This is a genomic window from Bacteroidales bacterium, assembly GCA_035299085.1.
In the GTDB taxonomy this organism is placed as follows: Bacteria; Bacteroidota; Bacteroidia; order Bacteroidales; family UBA10428; genus UBA5072.
On record DATGXG010000041.1, the window covers coordinates 13,110 to 37,518 of the forward strand.

Annotated in this window: 15 protein-coding genes; 13 read left to right on the top strand and 2 right to left on the bottom strand. The window is 42.3% G+C overall.

Features of this window, described 5'->3' with window-relative positions; genetic code table 11:
• Nucleotides 1–7: 7 nt before the first annotated feature.
• On the bottom strand, nucleotides 8–3,151 hold the full coding sequence (locus tag VK179_13275; protein ID HLO59712.1) for an ATP-binding cassette domain-containing protein: 3,144 nt from the start codon (nucleotides 3,149–3,151) through the stop codon (nucleotides 8–10).
• A gap of 69 nt (nucleotides 3,152–3,220) precedes the next feature.
• A complete protein-coding gene (locus VK179_13280; protein HLO59713.1) occupies nucleotides 3,221–4,051 on the bottom strand; it encodes a hypothetical protein in 831 nt (276 codons plus the stop codon).
• A 211-nt stretch (nucleotides 4,052–4,262) separates the two neighbouring features.
• Here VK179_13280 and VK179_13285 point away from each other — a divergent pair, with 211 nt between their 5' ends.
• From VK179_13285 to VK179_13345, 13 genes are all read left to right on the top strand, one after another.
• Nucleotides 4,263–6,206, top strand: a complete 1,944-nt coding sequence (locus VK179_13285; GenBank protein ID HLO59714.1) for a KUP/HAK/KT family potassium transporter — start codon at nucleotides 4,263–4,265, stop codon at nucleotides 6,204–6,206.
• A gap of 3 nt (nucleotides 6,207–6,209) precedes the next feature.
• Nucleotides 6,210–6,908 carry a 16S rRNA (uracil(1498)-N(3))-methyltransferase gene (locus tag VK179_13290; protein ID HLO59715.1) on the top strand — a complete coding sequence of 233 codons (699 nt, stop codon included), beginning with the start codon at nucleotides 6,210–6,212 and terminating at the stop codon, nucleotides 6,906–6,908.
• Nucleotides 6,909–7,050: 142 nt separating this feature from the next.
• A complete protein-coding gene (locus tag VK179_13295; protein HLO59716.1) occupies nucleotides 7,051–8,487 on the top strand; it encodes an MBOAT family O-acyltransferase in 1,437 nt (478 codons plus the stop codon).
• Nucleotides 8,488–8,499: 12 nt separating this feature from the next.
• A complete protein-coding gene (locus VK179_13300; GenBank protein HLO59717.1) occupies nucleotides 8,500–9,633 on the top strand; it encodes a hypothetical protein in 1,134 nt (377 codons plus the stop codon).
• Nucleotides 9,634–9,651: 18 nt separating this feature from the next.
• A complete protein-coding gene (gene rfbF / locus VK179_13305) occupies nucleotides 9,652–10,428 on the top strand; it encodes a glucose-1-phosphate cytidylyltransferase (protein ID HLO59718.1) in 777 nt (258 codons plus the stop codon).
• A gap of 52 nt (nucleotides 10,429–10,480) precedes the next feature.
• A complete protein-coding gene (locus tag VK179_13310) occupies nucleotides 10,481–11,527 on the top strand; it encodes an NAD(P)-dependent oxidoreductase (GenBank protein ID HLO59719.1) in 1,047 nt (348 codons plus the stop codon).
• Nucleotides 11,524–12,075 carry a dTDP-4-dehydrorhamnose 3,5-epimerase gene (gene rfbC / locus VK179_13315; GenBank protein ID HLO59720.1) on the top strand — a complete coding sequence of 184 codons (552 nt, stop codon included), beginning with the start codon at nucleotides 11,524–11,526 and terminating at the stop codon, nucleotides 12,073–12,075. Before VK179_13310 ends, rfbC begins: the two co-directional genes overlap by 4 nt.
• On the top strand, nucleotides 12,072–13,301 hold the full coding sequence (locus VK179_13320) for a class I SAM-dependent methyltransferase (protein ID HLO59721.1): 1,230 nt from the start codon (nucleotides 12,072–12,074) through the stop codon (nucleotides 13,299–13,301). Before rfbC ends, VK179_13320 begins: the two co-directional genes overlap by 4 nt.
• A 60-nt stretch (nucleotides 13,302–13,361) precedes the next feature.
• Nucleotides 13,362–14,618 carry a DUF4910 domain-containing protein gene (locus VK179_13325; protein ID HLO59722.1) on the top strand — a complete coding sequence of 419 codons (1,257 nt, stop codon included), beginning with the start codon at nucleotides 13,362–13,364 and terminating at the stop codon, nucleotides 14,616–14,618.
• A gap of 22 nt (nucleotides 14,619–14,640) precedes the next feature.
• Nucleotides 14,641–15,570, top strand: coding sequence for an aminotransferase class IV (locus tag VK179_13330; GenBank protein HLO59723.1), 930 nt, complete (start codon nucleotides 14,641–14,643; stop codon nucleotides 15,568–15,570).
• A 166-nt stretch (nucleotides 15,571–15,736) separates the two neighbouring features.
• Entirely contained in the window at nucleotides 15,737–18,814 is a 3,078-nt protein-coding gene (locus tag VK179_13335) for a LamG-like jellyroll fold domain-containing protein (GenBank protein ID HLO59724.1), read from the top strand.
• 80 nt (nucleotides 18,815–18,894) lie between these two features.
• Complete coding sequence (locus VK179_13340; GenBank protein HLO59725.1) at nucleotides 18,895–22,035, top strand: LamG-like jellyroll fold domain-containing protein; 3,141 nt, start codon at nucleotides 18,895–18,897, stop codon at nucleotides 22,033–22,035.
• A 101-nt stretch (nucleotides 22,036–22,136) separates the two neighbouring features.
• Entirely contained in the window at nucleotides 22,137–24,368 is a 2,232-nt protein-coding gene (locus VK179_13345; GenBank protein HLO59726.1) for an Ig-like domain-containing protein, read from the top strand.
• Nucleotides 24,369–24,409 lie beyond the last annotated feature (41 nt).

A 24,409-nucleotide genomic window follows, 5' to 3' on the forward strand; every position in this document is an offset into this window, starting at 1 on the left:
GCCAAAGTTATCTTTTTGTTCTGATGTTCACGCTCAGATCGGCTATTTTTAGTAACCTATTGAGTTTGATTTTATTCAACCGGTTAATTCGCAAGGTTTCCATGTATGTCAGTGCACGGCGCATCACATCATAATACAAAAGCACAAACAACAAACCTGTGAATAACCATATCACACAAAGGTTAAACCAGAAGGTAGCCACATAATAATTGAAAAAGTCTTTATGGGGAGCATAAAAATGGGCCCGCCATGAATTATTTGCTGGTTCACGGTATATGGCATCCTTTATGGGGATCATTTCGCCGTCATGGATTGTATAATGCATGATCTCCTTCTCATTGGTAAGAACTGCCGCAAGCTGTTTGTTGAAATATTTCTTTTTGAATGTCAGGAAATTATCCTCACCTCCCAATTTCTCTATAAGTTCTTCATAAATCCGGTCGCGCTCGGTGACCGCGTTATTATACCTGTTTTTGTAAATGCGGAGAGCTTTATTCAGGATTTCATTATATGATTTATTCAATGAAGGTTTATAGGATTTTCTGTCAAGACTGTCAGAAAAGGAAGGCAGCGGCGTTCCGATATCGTGGCAGATTCTTTTGAGTTCCGATTTAAGAACATTCAGATTATTGTTGAACCGGAAGGTATCTGAGTTATTAAAGTAAAGGTCTTCAGAATCATCAAGCAACTCCTGTAACCCTGTAATTGCATATGACCTGTAATAACCTGCTGAATTGGCCCTGCTTTCGGCATCAAAGAAATACCTCTCATACAGGTTGTCCTTGAATTGTGTTACTGCGAGCGCTTCATAAGCCCACCTTGAGGTCATCAGGTCTCCGATGATCGGAACCTGTTTATCATTCGATATCTTATTGTGCATTTTCGAAAAGTCGACGACCACGCCGCTGAAGAGCAGCTGGGGAACCAGGATAAGCGGAACAAGAATATAGATAGTAACTACCGAATTAAATCCGGAAGAGATGTTCAGTCCCAGCATGTTTGACCAGCACGCGGCAGTAAAAAGTACAACCCAGTAACTGAAAAGCATTCCCCTGATTTCAAGCATTGAGTTGCCTATCAGCACAAAAATGAGGGATTGCAGGGCTGAGATGCCGAAAAGGATTATAATTTTAGAAAAGAGGTAACTCGACCGGCTCAAATTCAGGAACTTCTCACGCCTGAGGATCTTGCGGTCCTTGAAAATCTCTTCGGCACTGATGACAAGGCCCAGGAAAAGGGCAACAATTACCGCCATGAAGAGAAATGCCGGGATTACCTGGTTTTCACCGAATATATATTTCGGCATACCATTCACAAAAGTGTAATTTTTTGAAAAGAAAGCCAGTATAAAACCCAGTATAGGTGCTTCAAGCGCCAGCAGCATCAGGTACTGCTTATTGTAGTATTTTGCCAGCAGGTCGCGTTTCAGGAAGATCAGAAACTGGTTGAAATGATCAGGGATCCTGAAATTGTTCTTGGGTACCTGGGCATCGTGTTCTCTTACGATCAGCTTGGTTTGCGTGTCAATTTTTGTAAGGAATCTCTGGTACCATTCTTCGGGTGAAGTTTTGCGTTTGCGGGTCAAACGGCCATTGGCATCCACTTCGCGGGCCTCAACAATTCTGAGAATTTCATCTGAATTGATGTTACCGCAACTGAGGCATTCGGTCTCCTCGGCGTCAGGATAATGAGCTTCCTGCTTAAAATAGGTTATTGCGCTCATCGGATGCCCGTAGTAGATAACGCGGCCACCCTGGTCCATAACCAGCAGCTTGTCGATCATCCTGAACACATCGGATGAAGGCTGATGAATATTGGCAATGATAAGTTTTCCTTTCAGCGTTTGCCTTTTCAGAAGGGTTATAACTTTTTCAGAATCGGCAGACGACAATCCGGACGTGGGTTCATCCACAAAAAGGATCCATGGCTCCCGGATCAGTTCAAGGGCAATGTTGAGACGCTTCCGTTGGCCACCGCTCAGAAAAGTTGTGAAGGCATCACCTACATTCAGGTCGCGTGCTTCCAGCAAATCAAAATCGATAAGCGCATCCTCGACCACATCAGCAATCTCTTCCTCGGTATAAGAATCAAAGCAGAGCTTGGCATTGTAATACAGGTTCTCGTAAACGGTAAGTTCTTTAATTAGCAGGTCATCCTGTGGCACATAACCGATAATACCTTTTACTGATTCCTTATCCTTATGAATATCATACCCGTTAATCCTTATAGAACCGTGCCTTGGCTTAAGATTGCCGTTCAGCACATTCAGAAGCGTAGATTTTCCGGAGCCACTTCCACCGATTATGCCAACAAGTCTTCCTGATTCTTCCGTAAGGTTAAATCGTTTGACACCGTTACGGCTGTTGAAATAGTTAAACTCAATGTCTTCAGCCGTAAAAATGAATTTCACTTCAGCCATGGCATGGATAAACTTTCCGCGAACCCAGCTGAAATAGATAGAACCTATTTTGGGACTCCGGATAACCGATCCGACAGACCATATGTAGGAACGCCCTGAATGAATGCGGTGACCATTCAGAACGAGTTTCATATTCCCGTAATAGCGGAAGACATAAACATCAGCGCTTGGAATATGGAGGACCAGGATCTGTCCTTCGAGCTTATCAATGCCCAGTTGCTTAATGTCAGAAGTTGTAGCGTCTTTTGGCCTGATTACAAGTAACCAGTCACGGTTTACGATATCATTGATCTCTTCAAAAGTGAAATGCTTGGCATCACGGAATTCATCATCGCTGATCTTAAGGAAAGATGCTGCTGTGCGAACAAGGCTTACCTCTAAACGTGTAAGTCTTTCACCGCTGTGAATGAAGTCGAGAAGATACACAAGAACAATGATCTTCTGTTTGTGCTCAAGCTCTTCATTGATCTGGGTGCAAAGTTCGATGATCCGGCTCTGTGCGTTTTTTTTGCGATCATCAGGGTTTGAGATTATCGGATCATTATTGAGCTGATGAAAATACTTAACCTGTTCATCAAAGAAATTGATGTATTTCTGAACTATTTCACGGCTGTATTGCTGATCGAGGTAATCCATCACAATACTTCGCTTATTATCCGATTGTCCGTTCTTTTTGATATCGGAAACAATCGCGAATAACCGCATCAATGCCCGGAGAATAGATTCATTCATAACGTATTATGCTAAAACAGCCCTGCGATAACAGGGCTGTTTGTGTAAAAAATACCGACTGTTATACTATCAGATCAGTGAATTCCTGACCTGTTTAATCGTATTTAAAATCACCGTGTAATCAGCCTGTGAAAGACCCTGGTCAACCTTGGCGAATGCAGCCTGCAAAGGCTGAAGTTTTGTTTCAAGGTCTTTAATGTCAGGATTTGAATTACGGCTTGCCAGAAGGCTCATTACTTTTTCATAGGATGCTTTTTGTTTCACAATGAGGTCAACGAGACCGGTGAAATTATAGGAGTCCTGTGAAATATTGGTAGCAATATACATCAGTTCAACCCAGGCGCCGGTAACCATATCAACAGCCAGGTCAGGATTGCTTTTTTCTTCGAGATATTTGTATGTTCCATAAATTGTATTCGTTACAATCTTGGTAAGTGAATCCTTGTTGCTGTATTTTGCTTTGTATTCTTCTGACATCAGTTTCTCATAATCATAGGAAACACCAAGCTGATCGGCAAGAGTTTTTATCGAACCAAGATAGGTCTGAACGTCCTGCTGCTGCTCGAAGGTTGCAGCATACGAAAGGTCAGCTACATAAACTCCCATATTCAGGGCTTTGCTCTTTTCAGTGATATACTTTTCAACTTTATTGGGAGCGTTGAGATTCTTTGATGTATACTTTGCTCCGATGTTATTGAGCATTTGGGTCAGTTCAAAAGGTGAAGGCAGCGGATACAGAATTTCCTGAATGTTTGTAGCCAGGGTATCCTTACTCAACGAATCAGATGCAGCCTGATTCTGATCATTTGTGGTTGTGTTCTTACATGAAACAACAACTATCAAGGCTGTTGCAATCATAAGAAATGAACAGATCCTTTTAACCTGATTTTTTGTATGCATAGTATTGATTAGTTTAATAGATTTAATCTTAGAGTTTAACACCGTGCAAATATACATATTGTTTCACACCTCAGCAAACACGGTTAAACATAAAATTAAACAGAGGGAATCATTTTAACTGAAAGCAGAACAATAAGAAACCAAAATATTAGCTTTCGAAATTGAACTTTTAGAGTAATTTAGCAGTCTTTTTTGAAAACAGAATAAATAGATGAGTGGCAACGGGAAAAGCCATGGTATAAAATTCAGCTTAGCAGGGATTATTATAACTCTTGGCATTGTTTTCGGTGATATCGGCACATCACCCCTTTATGTGATGAAAGCGGTTATCCGTGGTGTTGATCCCGGCCGGCCTGAATTTGTACTCGGCGTTCTTTCTTGTGTGATATGGACACTCACCATACAAACAACTGTAAAATACGTCCTGATCATGCTCAGGGCGGATAACAAGGGTGAAGGCGGAATTTTCTCACTATTTGCCCTTTTGCGCAAGAGCAAAAGATGGATTTACATGCTGGCTATTGCAGGGGGAAGCCTTTTGCTGGCTGACGGAGTGATTACACCTGCCATCACTGTAGTTTCATCAATTGAAGGGTTGAGAATGATCAACCCCCAAATCAGTGTTATTCCCATTGTTATCATTATTCTCACCCTGCTTTTCTCAATACAGCAGTTTGGTACCGAATACGTAGGCCGGTTTTTCGGCCCCATTATGTTTATCTGGTTTCTGATGCTGGGTGTGCTGGGTCTTCTTGAGATTCATGAAAAGATACTTGTTCTTAAAGCATTCAATCCGTATTATGCTATTAACCTGCTTATAAACTACCCGGGCGGCATATTGCTGCTTGGCGCCATTTTTCTGTGTACAACCGGTGGAGAAGCGCTGTATGCCGATCTTGGCCATTGCGGTATAAAAAACATCAGGGTTTCGTGGATATATGTGAAGATAATGCTGATTCTGAATTACCTTGGCCAGGGAGCCTGGATTCTCAGCCATGGTGAGCAAATGAAGAACATTATAAATCCTTTTTTTTCAATTATGCCTGCCTGGTTTCTGCCTATTGGTGTGCTTGTTGCCACAGCAGCCGCCATTATCGCCAGCCAGGCGCTGATTTCAGCATCCTATACTCTTATCAGCGAGGCCATTTCGCTTAACTTCTGGCCGAAAATAAAAATCAAATACCCCACCCTGCAGAAAGGGCAGATGTACATTGCCAGCATCAATATTTTTCTCTGGCTTGCCTGTATGGCCGTTGTTCTAATATTCAGGGAATCGGATAAAATGGAAGCCGCATACGGGCTCTCCATCAATATTACAATGCTTATTGATACTTTTCTGCTTATCGTTTACCTGTCAAATAAAAGGACCAACCCGTTTCTGATCTTGCTCTTCTTCGTTGCATTTGTAACTGTGGAAGGTTCTTTTCTGTACGCCAACATGTTTAAGCTTAAGGATGGAGGTTGGTTTCCTTTAACAATAGGAGGCTTTCTGGCCATTATTATGTTATCATGGTATAACGGCCGGAAAATTGCCAACCGGTTCCTCAGGTTTCTACCTCTTGAACAGTATGTGGGCGTAATAAAAGATCTCAGGAATGACAACAGCATTCCGAAAACTGCAACCAATCTGGTATTTCTTACAAAAGCAAACAGAGCTACTGATATTGAATCCAAAATTGTATTATCCATTCTGAACAAGCAACCCAAGAGGGCTGATCATTACTGGCTTATTCATGTTGATATTACTGATGAACCAAGAACCCATGATTATAAGGTTACCCATATCATCCCGGGTATACTTACCCGCGTCGACTTCTCTCTTGGCTTTAAAGTTGAACCGCGAATCAATGCCATGTTCCGGCAGATAACAAATGAAATGGCAAGTACCGGTGAGATCGACCTTTTCAGTGGTTACCCGTCGTTGCGGAAACATAATATATTGACCGATTTCAAGTTCATTTTGATTGAACGTCTGAATATTACCGAATTTGATTTTAAATTCAGGGAACGCATCCTAATGATACTCTACCTTTTTATTTCAAGGAACAGCCTTTCCGATGTGAGAGCGCTCGGCTTTGATGCCAGCCTTGTGCAAATCGAACAGATGTCACTTGGTTATGATACAATTCCGTACCACCTGAACCGAAAAAACTAATTCATGCATGTTTTCTATAATACCGGAATAATTGACAGGAATGCGGTGTTGAATGCCGAGGAATCAGCCCATTGTGCAAGAGTACTAAGGCTTACAGCCGGTGAAACGGTGCTTTTGCTTGATGGCTCTGGCAAAATGTACAGGGCAAAACTCACCAGCTCTAATCCCAAAAGATGCGAACTCGAAATAGTTGAGACAATTGCTGTAAACCGGTCCAGGGATTTCGATATCAGTATCGCAATTGCCCCGACTAAAAACATGGACCGTTTTGAATGGTTTGTTGAAAAAGCGGTTGAAATAGGTGTTGATACTATTACACCGCTTCTTTGCCAGCGTTCGGAAAGAAAGGTTATCAATATTGAAAGGCTTCAGAAGCTTGTAATTTCAACAATGAAACAGGCGATAGTAGCTAAGATGCCTGTCATACGGGAAATGACAAAGTTTGACAAATTCATATCCGCCTACGACGGCCCTTTACAGAACCGGTTTATTGCCCACTGTCTGAACGATGACAAGAAACTCCTTCAAAAAACTATACTTCCGTCAACACATGCCGTTATCCTGATTGGTCCGGAGGGCGATTTCACACCCGAAGAAATCCAATCCTCTCTGAATCATCAATTTATTCCGGTTTCGCTGGGGGATAATCGGTTGCGGACTGAAACGGCCGGCGTTGTGGCATGTACCGTTTTAAACGCCTGAAAGGTTTTGCCAAATTTCCCACAGGATTAATCTAAGGAATAACCCCCTTGGTAAAAATTACCCTGTAATAATTTTAAAAAAAAACAACCTTTGCCAGCGATTAAATGTATATAGATAAAATTGTTAAAAGTCATTATCAAAAATGCTATTTAATTCGCTCGAATTCCTAATCTTCTTTCCTATTGTTGTTGCGCTTTATTATGCGCTTCCCCATAAAAACCGCTGGGCGCTCCTTCTGATAGCGAGCTGTTACTTTTATATGGTATTTGTCCCGATTTACATCCTGATCCTCGGCTTTACAATCGTCGTGGATTATTTTGCCGGAATTTGGCTTGAAGATGCTAAAGGGAGGAAACGAAGACTTCTGCTTATTGCCAGCATTATAGCCAACACAGGCGTTCTGGCTATTTTTAAATACTATAATTTTCTGAATGAGAATCTTACAGTGCTTTTGAAAGGTTTCTCAGTTCAGAATCCCATACCATTTTTATCTATTCTGTTGCCTATCGGACTTTCGTTCCATACGTTCCAGGCCATGAGTTATACCATCGAGGTGTACAGGGGAAACCAGAAGGCCGAGCGCAATTTTGGCATATATGCCCTGTATGTTATGTACTTTCCACAATTGGTGGCAGGGCCTATTGAAAGGCCTCAAAATATGCTTCACCAGTTTCATGAGGAGAAGTTCCTCAGTTTTGAAAATTTCGCTGAAGGACTCAAACATATTGTTTGGGGACTTTTCAAAAAAGTGGTTATTGCCGACAGGATCTCGGAATATGTAAATGTGGTTTACGGAGATCCCCACCAGTATGGGGGGGCACAGTTGCTGATGGCCACTATATTTTTCTCCTTCCAGATTTATTGTGATTTCTCGGGTTATTCATCCATTGCAATTGGCACATCACGGATTTTTGGAATAAGGCTTATGCAAAACTTCAACCGGCCCTATCTTTCATCAAGTATCCGTGAATTCTGGCACAGGTGGCATATATCACTGTCAACATGGTTCCGTGATTATCTTTATTTTCCTTTAGGAGGAAACCGTGTTGCCATTCCAAGAGCCTACCTGAACACCTTTATTGTTTTCGTAGTGAGCGGATTGTGGCACGGAGCAAACTGGACATTTGTCATTTGGGGTGCACTCCATGGGTTTTACCAGATTTTCGGCAAATTGACCCAGCCTGCACGTGACCGGTTCAACACGTTAATCGGAATGAATAAAATTCCCGGTATTCATAAGACTATTCAAATTGCTATCACATTCATGCTTGCTTCCTTTGCCTGGATTTTCTTCCGTGCCCGCTCGCTTGATGATGCCATGTATATTGTGACCCATATTTTCAGTGTACGGACCTTTCAGAACCTGAATCTTTTTGAATTCCGCGCCGACATGGTCATGGGTGTCCTTCTAATCATTCTGCTTATGCTGCTTGATGTTCTTGAGGAAAAAATAAAGATCTCGGAAAAATTAAGGCTTTCGCCCTCGGCTGTCCGCTGGACTGTTTACGGTGTTTCAGTTCTCGCACTTATGATATTCGGGATATGGAAATCAGCTGACTTTATCTATTTTCAATTCTAAGCCAGTGAGAATATGAAGGAAAAAAATTTACGGATATTAGTTTACATCACAGGTTTTATTTGCCTTATTGCATTTATCGCGATCCGCAACTTTCCATTGATGAATGCTCTCTTAAGCGATAAGATGGACCGGGAAACAAAAGATTTTGAAACATACGGCGATTTGTATTATTCTAACAACATAAACCATTTCAAAGTTGATTTACCGAAACGGATCAGAAAATACAGGCTTTCTGAAAAAAATCCTGCAGTAAACGATGCCGATATACTGACCTTTGGTGATAGTTTTTTTGATTTTTCTTTTCAGAAAACATTTCCTGAAAGACTTTCGGATACATTGAACCAAAAAGTTTATTCCTTCGTAACCCAGGATCCGGTGCTGTCGAATCCTTTCTGTGTATTAAACCAGGCATCATATCCGCTTCTGGATAAGCCCAAAATCGTAATATTTGAAACGGTTGAAAGAAATATTCCTATAAAATTCACCAGTACATACGATATCAGTTGCCGCCGGAATGAATTCAAAAAAAGTCTTTACAACGAGATCCATGCTTTTATCTTCAAACCTAATTCGGAACAGCTCTATTCTTTGCTTTTAAAAAGGGGGCACTTTATTCACAACATATATTCTGCAATAGTCACACTGCGTTTTGACTGGTTCGGGTACATATCTCCCATGACCGCTAAATATAAAATGCAGAAAGATCCATGGCTGTTCTATGAAAAGGAATTCTGCAATGAACCGGGCGGATTTTATTATAAATATTCGGATCAGGAATTAAATAACATTGCCGACAACATTTTCAGGTTGCAGGAAAATCTGAAGGAAAAATACAATCTCGACCTCATTTTCATGCCTATACCGAACAAGTATTCTCTTTACCATAAAATGATCAATAACGATCAGTATAATAATTTCCTGCCCTTGCTCTATGCCGAGCTTGACAAGCGCGGTGTGAGATACATTAACCTTTATAGGGAGTTTTCTTCTGCCAGGGATACCTTGTATTACGGAACCGATACACACTGGAACAAGAAGGGTCTTGACAAGGCATTAAACCTTATGCTGAACGAGATGTACAGCGATTCATCGCTTGCAGTGATCCGTGAAAAGAAATCACATAATGACAACCCGGATAACAATTAACCTTAAATATAAATCAACATGAAGGCAGTTTTACTGGCAGGAGGCTTTGGTACAAGGATCAGCGAAGAAAGCGGTATCAGGCCCAAGCCCATGGTTGAAATTGGCGGAAAACCAATCCTCTGGCATATAATGAAAATCTATGCGCATTTTGGCATAAAAGACTTTGTCATTTGCGTAGGTTATAAAGGAAACATCATCAAGGAATTTTTTGCTAACTATTTCCTTTACCAGTCTGATGTAACCTTTGATCTCAAATACAACACCATGTCGATTCTTAATAACCAGTCGGAAGAATGGAAAGTAACCCTTGCCGACACCGGTTTGAATACAATGACGGGTGGCCGTTTAAAGCGGGTTAAGGACTATATAGGAAATGAGACCTTCTGTATGACATATGGTGACGGAGTGAGTGATGTGAAGATTGATGAGATAATTAAGTTCCATAAACAGGAAAAATCAATAGCCACGCTCACTGCAGTGCAGGAACCGGGACGATTCGGAACCATTTCACTGAAAAGCGATCAGACCAAGGTGAGCAACTTCAGGGAGAAACAGAATGATGAGAATACGGCCTGGATCAACGGCGGTTTCTTTGTTCTGGAACCTGAAATCTTCAAATACATTGATGATGATTCCACTGTATTTGAAAAAACGCCGCTTGAGAAGCTGGCCAAAGAAGGGAAACTTTCTGCCTTCAGGCATAATGGATTCTGGCAGCCAATGGATACCATACGCGACAAGAACGTTTTGGAAGAGCTTTGGAGTTCGGGGAAAGCACCATGGAAGATATGGTAACACAACCATTTGCAATTTACAACGTAGTATTAAAAATTAAATCCAATAAAAAATGAAAATATTAATTACCGGTAATCTCGGATATGTAGGATCAGAACTTGTCAAACTGCTCAGGAAAAATTATCCCGACGCACAGCTCATTGGTTTTGACATCGGGTATTTTGCAAAACATATCACCAACCGGAATGCTGCCCCTGAAATTTATCTCGATAATCAATATTATGGCGACGTAAGGAAGTTTCCTGAATGGCTTCTCGAAGGAGTTGATGCTGTAGTGCAGCTGGCAGCCATTTCAAATGACCCTATTGGAAATAAGTTTGAAGAGATCACCCTCGATATAAATTATAAATCGGTAATTGATATTGCAAAAAAGGCAAAAAAAGCAGGCGTAAAGAAAATGATCTTTGCATCGAGTTGCTCGGTTTATGGATTTGCTGAAGAATCAGCCCGTACCGAAGAATCCTCTGTAAATCCTCTTACAGCCTATGCACGTTCCAAAGTATTTGCAGAAAGGGATCTTCAGCCGCTTGCTGATGACAAATTCACGGTTACCTGCCTTCGTTTTGCCACGGCATGTGGTATGAGCGATCGTCTGAGGCTCGACCTGGTGCTGAATGACTTTGTTGCAGGTGCTATTTCCTCTGGAGAAATTAACATTATGAGTGACGGTACTCCCTGGAGACCGTTGATCAATGTAAGGGATATGGGCCGCGCCATCATCTGGGGCATTGAAAGAAAAGCCTCAAACGGCGGAAATTACCTTGTAATCAATACAGGAAGCAATGTATGGAATTACCAGGTTAAGGAGCTTGCCTATGCCATCAACAAAATATTGCCTGAAACACAGGTCTCAATCAACAAGGATGCCCAGCCCGATAAGAGATCGTACCGCGTAAGCTTTGATAAGTTTGAGAAACTTGCCGCTGGTTTTACACCGGTTTACAGCCTTGAACAATCAATCAATGACCTGGTTGACGGGCTTAAAAAAATTGATTTCAATGATAAGAATTACAGGCAGTCGAGGCTGATCAGGCTCTATGTGGTAAATGAACTTCTTGACCAGCAAATTGTAAATAACCAGCTGGAACTCATCAAATGAGATTCACTGAAACTCCCTTAAAGGGAGCCTATATTATAGATCTGAATCCAATTTCAGACGAACGCGGCATGTTCATGAGAACATACTGCAAAAACGAATTCGCTGAAATCGGGCATGATAAAGAATTTGTGCAGTTCAACCAGTCGGTCACCCGGCAAACAGGCACAATCAGGGGTATGCACTACCAGGTGCCCCCTTTCAGTGAAATAAAGCTGCTGCGTTGCATACGGGGAAGCGTGTTTGATGTGATCATCGATCTGCGTCAGGACTCCCCTACTTTCCTGCAGTATTTTTCAGTTGAACTGAGTGAAAGGAACATGCTTTCGCTATACATTCCTCAGGGATTTGCACATGGTTTTCAGACTCTTGAGGATAACACTCAACTGATATACCATCATTCGGCGTTTTATACCCCCGGATTTGAAGCAGGAATCCGTTACAACGACCCGGCGATTGGTATAAACTGGCCATTATCCGTATCGGTTATCACAGAAAAAGATAAGAATCATCCACTATTGAATAATACCTTTAAAGGAATCACATTATGAAATGCAGACACTGTAAACATGAACTGAAAAATGTATTTGTAGATCTCGTGAACTGCCCTCCGTCAAACGATATGTTAAAACCGGAAAAGCTAAACGAGCCTGAAGTATATTATCCTCTTAAAATATATACCTGTGATCAGTGTCTGTTGGTGCAGGTTGATGAAATGAGAAAAGCAGACTCCATCTTTAACAGCGAGTACACTTATTTTTCATCCTATTCCACAAGCTGGCTGGCGCATGCCAAAAAGTACACGGATATGATGGTTGAGCGGTTCGGTTTCAACAGCAACTCACAGGTTGTTGAAATTGCAAGCAATGACGGCTACTTGCTTCAGTACTTTAAGGAATACAACATTCCGGTTCTTGGCGTAGATCCGACAGCCAATACGGCTGCTGTTGCCATTGGCAAGGGCATACCGACTATCATCGATTTCTTCGGCGCTGATTTTGCACAAAAGAAACTGGTGGATCAGAATATTAAAGCCGACCTGATTTTAGGTAATAATGTACTGGCTCATGTTCCCGACATCAATGACTTTGTGAAAGGCGTTAAAACAGCCCTCAAACCCGAAGGTGTGGTTACTTTTGAATTCCCGCATCTTTACAGGCTTGTTGTGGAATGCCAGTTTGATACCATATATCATGAACATTTTTCATACCTGTCCTTTACCGTTGTAAAGCGGATCTTTGAAAGCCAGGGACTTGAGATGTTTGACGTGCAGGAACTGCCTACCCATGGCGGATCCCTGAGAATTTTTGCGAAACATAAAGATTCAAAAAGGCCTGTTGAGGAAAATGTGGCCCTCATGCTGAAGAAGGAAGAGGAAGCCGGAATGAAGACCATGAAATACTATGATGGATTTCAGCCCCGCGTTGATGAAATCAAGTATCATGTATGGGAATTCCTTATTGGTGCCAAACGGCAGGGTAAAAAAGTAATCGGTTACGGGGCTGCCGCAAAGGGGAATACCCTTCTCAATTATTGTGGTATAAAAGGCACCGACCTTATACAGTTTGCAGTTGATGCGTCACCGCACAAACAGAACCTGCTGCTACCGGCCAGTCATATACCGGTTCGCGGACTGGACAGCATTCGTGAATACAAACCGGATTATGTCATCATTCTCCCCTGGAACCTTAAGAAAGAAATCAGTGAACAACTGAAATATATCAGGGAATGGGATGGCAAATTCGTGACTTTCATACCTGAACTGAATGTTTTTTGATTTCATGCTCTGGTCCGCCTCACCCTCGGACTCAGCTCAGGGTGACCGTTTTAAAAAAATATGATAGACTTTATAAAAGAATTATATCCGATTTGCAGAAGCATAACGGGAGACGGGTTGCGACAGACCCTTAAACTGATCAAAGACCAGATACCTGTTGTATTGCATGAGGTGCCTACCGGAACGAAAGTTCTCGACTGGGAAATTCCGAATGAATGGAATATCCGGGATGCTTACCTGAAGGACAGTTCGGGCAATAAGGTTATTGATTTCAGGAAGCTCAACCTTCATGTGCTGAATTACAGTACCCCTGTAAACAGCAAAATGAATCTGACAGAGCTGAGGCCTCATTTGTTCAGCATTCCTGAAAAACCGGAACTGGTGCCCTACCGAACTTCATATTACTCTCCTAACTGGGGCTTTTGCCTCAGCCAGGATCAGCTTCAAACGCTGAAAGACGGCACATATGAAGTGGTGATCGACAGTGACCTGAAACCGGGAAGCCTGACGTATGCCGAGCTGCTTATTAAAGGACAGGTGGAGGATGAAGTGCTTATTTCAACGCACACATGCCATCCCTCGCTGTGCAATGATAATCTTTCGGGGATTGCGGTTTGTACCGAACTGGCAAAATGGGTGCTGAAGAGCAACCCGTATTATTCATACCGTTTTCTTTTCATTCCAGGTACAATTGGAGCTATTACCTGGCTGGCACGAAATGAAGATAAAATTCAGAAAATAAAATACGGTCTTGTTACCTCATTGCTGGGTATTGACAGCGTATTTACCTATAAGAAATCGCGCAGGGGTGATACACGAATCGACCGCATCGTTGAGCATGTGCTTGCTTCCAAAGGATTACCTTTTAAAATCATTGATTTCATTCCTTACGGGTATGATGAAAGGCAATTCTGTTCACCCGGCTTTAACATGCCGGTAGGAAACCTTACAAGGGTTCCCTTCGGGGAATATCCTGAATACCATACATCGGCAGATAATTTTGACCTGATTTCAGAAAAGGGGCTGCAGGATTCGCTTGAAGTATTTAAAGAAGTTGTATTGAATATTGAAGCGGACCGGAAGTATATAAACCAGTTTCCAAAAGGAGAACCTCAGCTTGGAAAAAGGGGTTTGTATGATAATATCGGGGGCAGGAACGACAGCAAGACCCTGCAACTGGCTTTTCTGTGGGTTCTGAATTATTCTGACGGGGAACACAGCCTGACAGACATTGCGGTTTTATCAGGACTTAAAACCAGCCTTATTGCTGAAGCAGCCGAAATGCTTAAAAGTAAGGGCTTAATTAAACAGACTTAACAACACTTAAATATAAACTATAATGGCTACAAAATTACAAAGACCTGATTACGCCTACATGGGCGGCAAGATCATTCCCTGGGATGAAGCCGTTTTGCATGTTGGTTGCGAAGCGGTAACGCGGGGTCTGAATGTTTTTGAAGGTATCAAGGGATACTGGGACATCAATGGAAACTTCGGTATTGTTTTCTTAAGGAAGCATTACAACCGGCTGGTTCGTTCGGCCAGGTTACTTCACATCCCCTGCCCCTGGACCTTTGAACAATACCAGGATGCCGTTTTCCAGCTGATCGGAAGACTGCTGACAAAGGAAAGGGACATGTGGGCCCGTACTACCCTGTATGTTGTAGAAGGACACTGGGGCGAAGGAACAAAGGCCGACCTGATTCTTACCGCTTATCACCAGGATAAGGTAATTCCCGAATCCATTAACCTGGGTGTGAGCACATGGCAGAGGGCTACTGATTCAGCCCTTCCGGCAAGGATCAAAACCTCATCAAACTACCAGATGGGACGGTTGGCAAGAATGGAAGGTCGGATGCGCAATTGTTCCGATATGATCCTGCTGAACAACCAGGGTAGAGTTGCTGAAGCAACAGGATCATGTGTGCTGATGGTAAGGGATGGTGTTATATACACCCCGCCCGCATCAGAAGGAGCTCTTGAAAGCATCACGCTCGATTTCATTGAGGCGTTGGCTAAAACACTTGGAATTCCTTTCGTAAGAAGGCCTATCGATCACACTGAACTTATCATTGCCGATGAACTGGCTATTTGCGGTACACTGGCCGAACTGGTAACGATCAATTCGATTGATGGTTTGCCTTTAAATCCTGATGGTCCGCTTCTTACATCCATAAGGGACAGATTCTTTAAAGTAGTGAGAGGAGAGGCCACAGACGCGGGATTTGAAACGTCAATCATCCCGAAAACCTACATAAAAAACGCATAGCACAAAAACCAGCAGGTTAGTCATAAGGGAACAGGCATTGATCAAAATAACGGATCACCTGTTCCCTATTCCCGTATATTTAAACCGTTATTGTAATTCGTTTTATTTGTAACCTAATGAAAATACCGTCGTTATAATAAGAATAATAAATTCTAATCACATGAAAATGAAAAATCTACTCCCTAAACTTGGATTTTTAACGCTGTTGCTATTCCTGGTCAACGGCTTATTTGCTCAAACATGCCCAACAGGTATGGTTTCATATCATAAATTTGAGGAGACTTCCTCTGCTGTTTTTGATGATGCTTATGGCAGTAACAATGCTGCAAGTGATGCAGCCCTTTCAAGTGTTCCCGGAATTGTTGGGAATGCGATCTGGGTGGATTCAAATACAGTTGACATTCCTTCTGCTTCTTCCTATAACTTTCCGGCAAATTCAAGCTTTTCAATTGAATGCTGGGTTAAAATACCAAGTCTGGCACCAGGCCAAAGAGACTATGTTATTATCAGTCGAGGAGATTATGACGTACCGGGCACATACTGGTCAATACAGGTTAGTAAAACCACCGGTGCAGTGGATTTTGAACTCCGGGATGCCAATGGTTCGGGATTATCAAATTTCACTTATATCTCATCCATCGGATCCATTGAGGGGAACAGCTGGCATCATATAGTAGCTGTAAGGGATGATGCTGCCAATAAAAATTACCTGTATGTTGATAAGACTGCTTATTCTACAAACTACGATTATTCAGGAAGTTTCACCTCAACAGCACACACAGCCGTTGGTTATATGATGCGTGGCGGTGTGGCCAGACATTTCATGAGAGGCGGAATTGATGAAGTGATTATATATAACCGGGCATTGACAGCAGCTGAAGTAACCGATCATAATGGCAAAGGAACTAATGGTATCGGAGTATGCGACGGATGGAACCCTAAAATTATATCCATTGCGCCCAATAAAGCTACTGTAGGAACTGCCTATACATACGATGTGAATGCAACTGGATTGCCCTCAATAACCTACACACTGGCAACGAAGCCAAGCGGCATGACCATAAATCAGACAACAGGTGTTATATCCTGGACTCCTTCAAGCATAAACACAGACGGATTTGTAAAAGTCGTAGCTACCGGTCAGGTTGCTCCTGCCGATACACAGAAATTCAGGATCTTTCTTGGCCAGGTTGAAGGTTGTCCGACCGGTTTGATTTCATTGAACAAATTTGATGAAACTTCCGGACCTACCTACTTTGATCATTATAACATGCATAATGCCACGGCACTTGTTGCTCCTTCGTCAGTGCCCGGTAAAATAGGCAATGCCCAGTCTTTTAGCAACAATACAAAAGTTGATATTCCGGACAATGGTCCTGAATTTGAATGGGCTGCCAATGCAAGCTTTACAATCGAGCTGTGGTTAAAAACAAGCAGCCTTGGAACACAGGTTGCCATCGGACGTAGCCGTAACGATCCTTATGCCCGCTGGTATGTAGGAACTGATAACGGTTTTGTAATGTTTCATTTAAGGGATAATTCCGATCCCACTGACTGGGTTGAAATACAAAGTGATGATCCGATAGCCGATGGTGCATGGCACCATGTTGTTGCCGTTCGTGACGGAGCTGCAAATATGAACAAACTTATCGTGGACGGAGTTGAAAAAACCCAATCACATACATATTCTCATTCCTTCATGGCTGATGATCCCGCACCTGTTACCGTTGGTTACCTGTTTAATACAGGGAATGAATACCATTTTAACGGAAGCATTGATGAAGTAGCCATATACAGCAGGGCAGTGCCCCTTTCAGAAATTACTGCCTACCTGGCTGATCCTACCGGACATTGTGCGGTTAAAAATTATGCCCCGGCTATTACTTCAGTTGCCAAAACAGCCGCTTCACAGGGCACACCCTATTCATACCAGTTTACAGTGGAAGATGTGGATGCCGATGACGTGATTGTTTTAAGTGCTCCTACAAAACCCGATTGGCTTACCTTTAACTTCACGGCCGGACATAAATATGCCGTCTTAAGCGGAACTCCGGGTAACAATAACATTGGAACATTCGCGGTTACATTAAGAGTATCCGATGGAACTGTACAAAAGGACCAGTCTTTCAATGTGGTTGTGGCTAATGTTAATGACGAACCGATTATTACATCCAGTCCGACGACATCAGTAGATGAAGACGCAGCATACACTTATACTCTCACCGTCACTGACGCTGATGTTAATGATGTGATCAATATGTCGGTTGTTACGAAACCCTCATGGCTTAACTTCAGTTACACTGCCGGTCAAAAAACGGCCACTTTATCAGGAACTCCATTAAACGGTGACCAGGGCGGAACCGTAACAATAACCATAACCGATGGAACAGCCACCATCCAGGAATCCTATACTCTCACAGTAAACGCAATCAATGATGCACCGGTTATCACCGGCCAGGCTGAAATCACGGTTGATGAGGAAACTGTTGTCACTCTTGACATGAATGATTTAACTGTAACTGACGTAGATAACCAGGCGAGCGATCTTAGCCTCGAGGTTCTTGCCGGCCAGCATTACACTTTTATCAATGATGTGGTTACACCGGATGCAAATTTCAATGGCGACCTCATTGTAAATGTAAATGTTCATGATCTGGACGTTGCCAGCGCCAATTTTGAACTGCATATTACCTACACACCTGTAAACGATGCGCCCGTTATTACTTCTGTTCCCGAGGACAGTGTTTATATGGGTAATCTGTATGCCTACGTGTTGGCTGCAACCGATGTGGACAATGCCACCCTTACCTATTCAGTGGTGCAAAAACCGGATTGGCTTGGCTTTTCCGCAACAAGTGGAGTTCTCACTGGCACACCTCAGCAGGCCAATGTTGGACAATCTCTTGTTATACTAAGAGTTTCTGACGGTGATAAGTCAGCTGATCAGAGCTTCATTCTTAAGGTAGGAGGCCCGCTTGTAGGAGTAAGCAGTTTCGATGCTAAGGGAATAAAAGTATATCCTGTTCCGGCACGCGATTTCCTGAATATCCGTTTTGATAATCTGAAGCAGGAAACCTATGCTGAAATCATTTCAACAAACGGAAGCATTGTAAAAAAACAAATTATCTCAAAAGACCAGGTTAATACAACAATTGATCTCGGAGGCATTGAGAATGGCACTTACCTGCTTCGTCTCAGAAATAATGAGATGAACGCGGTTGGCCGGATCCTTATCAATAAATAATTCATGAATAAAGGCCAGGGGTACTTTGTAAAAGAACCCCTGGTTTTTTTGTATAACCAAATCATCAAAATAATTACACTATGAATAAGAGAATTCTACATTACGCAGGAATAATGCTGTTTGCACTGTCTCTTTTTTCAGGAACCATTCTTGCCCAAACCTGTCCGACCGGTTTGATAGGCTACTGGAAAATGAATGAATTAACCGGGCTTACCCATATTGATTCTTATGCAGGACATAACGCCACATCAAACAACCAGATTGTTGCCGACGAATATGGTATAGTGGGCACTGCAAGAGTTTTTAATACAACAAGTACTTACGAAGGTGATAAAGCTACTATTGCCAGCAATAGTGCGTTTAACTTTGCTGCCCAGTCCAGCTTTTCATTTGTTTATTGGTTTAAAACAAACGATAAAGCATACAATGGCGATGATCATATTATAATCAGCCGGGGTAACTGGCATCCGACTGCAGCTTATTGGTCATCGGGAATTAATGGCAGCGGTAAAATCAATTTTATCCTGTATGATTCGGATTTAAAATACGGGATATTGGAGACAACTGATGGCAAAGATTATGCTGATGGCGAATGGCATCAGGTAGCCTTTGTAAGAAATAACAGTACGGATATGGACATTCTGTATGTGGACGGCCATTTAAATCAATCTATATCTGTAGATCATACCGGTAATTTTGCAATCAGTGAACCGATCCAGATCGCCAACCTGTTATCTGGCGGTGAATATCATTACTTTTTCAAAGGATCCGTGGATGAGATAGCCATCTATAACCGGGCATTAAGTGAAGCTGAAATTTTGGATCAACATGATAATGCCCATTTGGGCATAGGCATTTGTGACGGTCCCAATGCTGTATTTTCAAGTAATCCAAAAGTTACAGCTACCGTCGGCATGCCATATACTTACACTGTGCACGCTGGTGGCAAGAATCCCATAACCTATTCCCTTTTAAAAGCTCCTGCCGGTATGACAATGGATGCATCAGGAGTAATTTCATGGACACCCGCCTCCATAACTGCTGACGGCCTTGTGAAAGTAAGGGCGGTTAATAGTTATCCTCCTGCAGACACACAGACTTTCAGAATCAATATAGCCCAGGGAACAGCCTGTCCGTCTAACCTGACTTTTCTGTTAAAACTGAATGAGGCCAATGGTCCGAATTATGCCGATTATTACGGAAACCACAATGCAACATCAACAGGCTCCCCTACTCCCATAGCCGGGAAAGTGGGAACTGCACAGAATTTTAGCTCAGGAACAAGAATTGATATCCCTGATAACAGCACTGAATTTGAATGGGATGGTGCATCCAGTTTCTCCATGGAAGTATGGGTTAAACCGGCCAATGTAGTAACATCCGGTATGGTGGCTTTGGGACGTATCAATATAGACGGCGGCATTGAATTATCCGAATGGCAGCTTGGGGTTACGCCAACCGGGTATGCAAATTTCGAACTATTTGATAATCATAAGAATCTCGGGTCCACTGGGTCCATTCTTACTGGTACCTCATTGCTTACTGACGGTAACTGGCATCACCTGGTTGCAGTAAGGGATGGTTCAACAAACACCAATAGGCTTTATGTGGATGGTGAATTGGAAGACAGTGAGATTATAAGCTATTCCTATTCATTCAAATCAGATGTACAGCCGAATCCAATGAACCTTGGATATATAAAACGGGCTTCAGGAAGTTCCGAAGAATATCATTTCATTGGTGGCATCGATGAAGCAGCAGTTTTCAGTAAAGCTCTTACACAGGCAGAGGTCACATCATTTTATAATAACGGAAATCCGGTTGGCCATTGCTCCGAAGGAAATTTCGCACCTGTTATTACTTCTGATCCTGTAACAAACGGCGCTGAAGATGTATTATATACGTATCATTTCACTGTAGACGATTATGATGCCACGGATACATTGACCCTGAGCGCAATAACCAAACCTTCGTGGTTAACCTTCAGCTGGACACCTCATCAGAAAACGGCTACCCTTTCAGGTACCCCGAACAGCTCGCAGGTTGGAAACCACAATGTAACTTTGCGTGTAACTGATAATCACGTACAGGTTAACCAGTCATTCACCATTGCAATTGCCAATGTAAATGATCCTCCTGTTGTCTCTTCAGTTGCAGTGACAACCGCCAATGAAGATGCCCTGTATTCCTATACTTTAACCGTTACGGACAATGATGTAAATGATGTGATTGGTATGTCAGTGGTTTCAAAACCATCATGGCTCAATTTCGCTTATACTCCCGGCAATAAATCGGCTGTTCTTTCAGGAACCCCCGATGATGCCAATATCGGCAGCGGAGATGTAGATATCAGCATCACTGACGGACATGAAACCATTCATCATAGCTATACACTTGTGGTATCTGCAGTAAACGATCTTCCGGTTATCATTTCGCAATCAACCTTGTCAACGAATGAGGATGTTGCCTTTACATTATCAAAATCAAGTTTCACCATAACCGATGAAGATAATACTCAGAATGAACTATCTATTGAAGTGAGATCAGGTACAAACTATACTTCAGTTGGAAATACGGTTACACCGGCCGCTAATTACTCCGGAGAACTCTCCGTAAACCTGGTTGCCAAAGACGGTACAGGTGAAAGTGCCGTATTTCATGCCCTTGTTACCGTGAACCCGGTGAACGATGCACCGGTGGTGACTTCAGCACCTTCGCTTACGGGCTATGTAGGAACTCTGTATGCTTATATTTTTATAGCAAGTGACGTTGACAATGCCAGCCTGGTATATTCAGTAGTTGAAAAGCCGGCCTGGCTGCAATTCTCAGCAGAGACTGGCGTGCTAACGGGTACGCCTGCAGCAGGTGACAAAGGTGATAACCTGGTTATTCTAAAGGTTTCTGATGGTACCAACGACGTAGAACAGAATTTTGTAATTGCCGTTGATGGCCCGGATGCTGTTCAAAACCTTGAAAGTGCCGGAATCAGGATTTACCCGGTTCCTGCCCGTGAATACATGAATGTATCTCTTGACATGCAAAAAGAAGATACTTATGTTGAAATATATTCGCTTTCAGGCTCCCTGGCTCTGCAAAATGTAATTCCTTCGGGACAAACCTTATATAAAATTGATTTTAGGGGTTTGAAAGCAGGAATGTATTTCCTTAAAATTCATAACAACACATTGAACAATTTTGGCCGCTTTACGATAATAGAATAGCGGTAATTGCTTTCAACCAGGATCCGGATAAAAATTACCCGGATCCTGGTTTCCAATTAAAATTTGCCTAACTGACCAGTAATCACCTTTAAGATGATTCGATGAAATACGTTTCTTTTTCAACTCTTGCTGCGATAGTTCTGATGTTCCTGGTTTCGCTAAATAGTTCAGGTCAACAGACAATTAAAATTATGGGACTTGGCGATTCCATGATTGAAGGATGGATGGATGGTGATGAAAACAAAGACGGTTCAACAGAAACAGTCCAGGACAGTGCAAAAAGAAAAGGTTTCCGTTATGAATTGAAACAACTTTTAGAACAGGCTGGTTACAGTATTGATTATGTCGGTTCAAAAAGAACCGGCTTTTACTATTTTAGTGATTGCCAGAATGCCGGGATAAGCGGCACCAGGGACCAGTATCTTGAGCGCATGCTTATTGATGGCTGGGATGAGCGTTGGAGTAAGTGGGAAGTGAATCACAGACCTTACCTGGATGTTTTTAAACCGGATATCATTTTGCTCAATGTGGGTACTAACGATATCACTCATGAAGATGGCATTAAAGAACCGGATGCTATAATAAATCAGCGTGTTTCAGCCATTCTTGACCAGATTGACCAATATGAAATTCGCTCAGGAAAAAATGTACCGGTTTTTCTGGCCCTGATTATTAACCGAAGGATGTTAATCGGGGGAGGATATCCGGATAATTATTACTATACCCATCAATGGAATCTTGCCATAAAAAATATGGCACAGCAACGTATTAGCAATGGAGATAATATAGTAATAGTGAACCTGGAGGAAGAAGCTGGTATAAATTATGGATATTCTGCCGGGGATATGTGCATCACTGATCCCCAGGGTCTGCACCCCAGCGAAGCCGGGTATAACAAAATGGCAAACCTGTGGTACCAGAAATTCATGCAAAATTATAACCAGGCACCGGTTATTGCTCATATTCCCAACCTCAGTGCAAGTGAAGGCACTAATTTCAGTACCCTTTCACTGGATAATTATGTAAGCGATGTGGAAGATGCGGATCAGTATATTACCTGGACCTATACACAGGTTGGCACAAGTAATTTAAATATAAGCGTTACCAACCGTGTTTTATCAGTTTCGGCTAAAAACGGCAACTGGAATGGATCTCAAACCGTAATTTTTAAGGCGACCGACAGGGGCCATAATCTGGCCGCTGCAAAATATGATCTTGACACGGTTGTTTTTACAGTGACCCCTTTTAATGACCCGCCGGTGATAACAGCACAAACCAGTCTGACCACTATTGAAGACACCCCCATAACCCTTAAATTATCTGATTTTACAATTTCGGATCCCGATAGTGATCCTTCGACATTCCAGTTGGTGATAAACTCCGGAAACCATTATACTTTCAGCGGTACAAGGATAACACCCGAATTAAATTACAACGGCCAGCTTACAGTTAATGTTTCAGTTAAAGACGCTACTGACACAGGCCCTGTATTTAATGCCCTGATCAATGTAACGGCGGTTAATGATCCTCCTGCATTCATAAGCCAGCCTGAAATCAGTATTAACGAGGATAACAATTACACAGTCGATTTACATATTCTTTCAATCAATGATCCGGATGACAATGTGGATAATTTGAGCCTCGTGTTGTTACCAGGATTGAATTATTCGATTGAAAATGAGAATACAATTTCACCTGACAGCAATTATTACGGAGACCTCTTTATTGAATCTTATCTCCAGGATCCGCAGGATGCTGCCAGCCAGGTTTTCTACCTGCATATTATTGTCAACCCGGTTAATGATGATCCTGTTTTCACTACCGAACCGATGGACAGTGCAATTGTATCAAAGCAGTATATATATGCCTTTCTGGCAACTGATCCCGATCAGGAAAATCTCACTTATTCGGTACCTGTGAAACCTGACTGGATGACGTTTTATCCGAACTCAAAGTTAATAGCCGGGATCCCTCCGGCGAATGCCAAATATCTGAATAACATTGCCATCGGCGTTTCCGACGGCCATAAAACAGTTTTGCAGACTTATATACTTCGTATTAAAGGCGTGATTGACCCGGTGTCGGAAACTTCTGAGGATAAATTAACTGTTTTCCCGAATCCTGCAAGTGATCATATCGAGATTCAAGGTCATTCATTGACCGATGAAACTCTGTTCCTCCTTTACAGTATGGATGGAAACCTTATAATGCAGGAGCAATTGAGTAAGGGAAATTCAATTCTGTACTTTAAAAAGGAACTTACCCCCGGCATTTATTTCTATTCTATACGGAATAAGATAACTGTTTCAACAGGCAAGTTGTTAATAGAATAACTCATACTGAAAAATAAAATAGAATAGATTTGCATAAATCA

Excerpts from the sequence above, each read along its gene's own strand:
- VK179_13275 (HLO59712.1), bottom strand. The coding sequence starts at position 3,151 with ATGAATGAATCTATTCTCCGGGCATTGATGCGGTTATTCGCGATTGTT.
- VK179_13280 (HLO59713.1), bottom strand. The coding sequence starts at position 4,051 with ATGCATACAAAAAATCAGGTTAAAAGGATCTGTTCATTTCTTATGATT.
- VK179_13285 (HLO59714.1), top strand. The coding sequence starts at position 4,263 with ATGAGTGGCAACGGGAAAAGCCATGGTATAAAATTCAGCTTAGCAGGG.
- VK179_13290 (HLO59715.1), top strand. The coding sequence starts at position 6,210 with ATGCATGTTTTCTATAATACCGGAATAATTGACAGGAATGCGGTGTTG.
- VK179_13295 (HLO59716.1), top strand. The coding sequence starts at position 7,051 with ATGCTATTTAATTCGCTCGAATTCCTAATCTTCTTTCCTATTGTTGTT.
- VK179_13300 (HLO59717.1), top strand. The coding sequence starts at position 8,500 with ATGAAGGAAAAAAATTTACGGATATTAGTTTACATCACAGGTTTTATT.
- rfbF (HLO59718.1), top strand. The coding sequence starts at position 9,652 with ATGAAGGCAGTTTTACTGGCAGGAGGCTTTGGTACAAGGATCAGCGAA.
- VK179_13310 (HLO59719.1), top strand. The coding sequence starts at position 10,481 with ATGAAAATATTAATTACCGGTAATCTCGGATATGTAGGATCAGAACTT.
- rfbC (HLO59720.1), top strand. The coding sequence starts at position 11,524 with ATGAGATTCACTGAAACTCCCTTAAAGGGAGCCTATATTATAGATCTG.
- VK179_13320 (HLO59721.1), top strand. The coding sequence starts at position 12,072 with ATGAAATGCAGACACTGTAAACATGAACTGAAAAATGTATTTGTAGAT.
- VK179_13325 (HLO59722.1), top strand. The coding sequence starts at position 13,362 with ATGATAGACTTTATAAAAGAATTATATCCGATTTGCAGAAGCATAACG.
- VK179_13330 (HLO59723.1), top strand. The coding sequence starts at position 14,641 with ATGGCTACAAAATTACAAAGACCTGATTACGCCTACATGGGCGGCAAG.
- VK179_13335 (HLO59724.1), top strand. The coding sequence starts at position 15,737 with ATGAAAAATCTACTCCCTAAACTTGGATTTTTAACGCTGTTGCTATTC.
- VK179_13340 (HLO59725.1), top strand. The coding sequence starts at position 18,895 with ATGAATAAGAGAATTCTACATTACGCAGGAATAATGCTGTTTGCACTG.
- VK179_13345 (HLO59726.1), top strand. The coding sequence starts at position 22,137 with ATGAAATACGTTTCTTTTTCAACTCTTGCTGCGATAGTTCTGATGTTC.